The organism is Labilibaculum sp. DW002 (assembly GCF_029029525.1).
Lineage (GTDB): Bacteria > Bacteroidota > Bacteroidia > Bacteroidales > Marinifilaceae > Paralabilibaculum > Paralabilibaculum antarcticum.
The window spans coordinates 1-210 of sequence record NZ_JAKJSC010000032.1 but is presented as its reverse complement, the minus strand read 5'-3'; the positions used below and the strand labels follow the sequence as shown (position 1 = coordinate 210).

1 protein-coding gene is annotated in these 210 nt (G+C 37.1%); it reads left to right on the top strand.

The annotated features are described in order from the left end of the window. Positions 1 to 210 (top strand): hypothetical protein (locus tag L3049_RS21720; RefSeq protein WP_275111910.1); only part of this gene is annotated, 210 nt, incomplete at both ends.

Sequence of the window (210 nt, the reverse complement as noted above, 5' to 3'; positions counted from 1 at the left end):
CAATACATGCAAACCCAACAGTAGATTTGGGAGCAGATCAGGAAACTTGTTCAGGAAACAGCATCATTTTTGATGCAGGAAATATAGGATCAACTTATTTATGGTCAACTGGCGAAACAACTCAGACGATTTCTGTTTCTACTTCAGGAAATTATTCAGTAACTATTACTGATGCTAATGGTTGTTCAGCTTCAGATGATGTGAATGCAA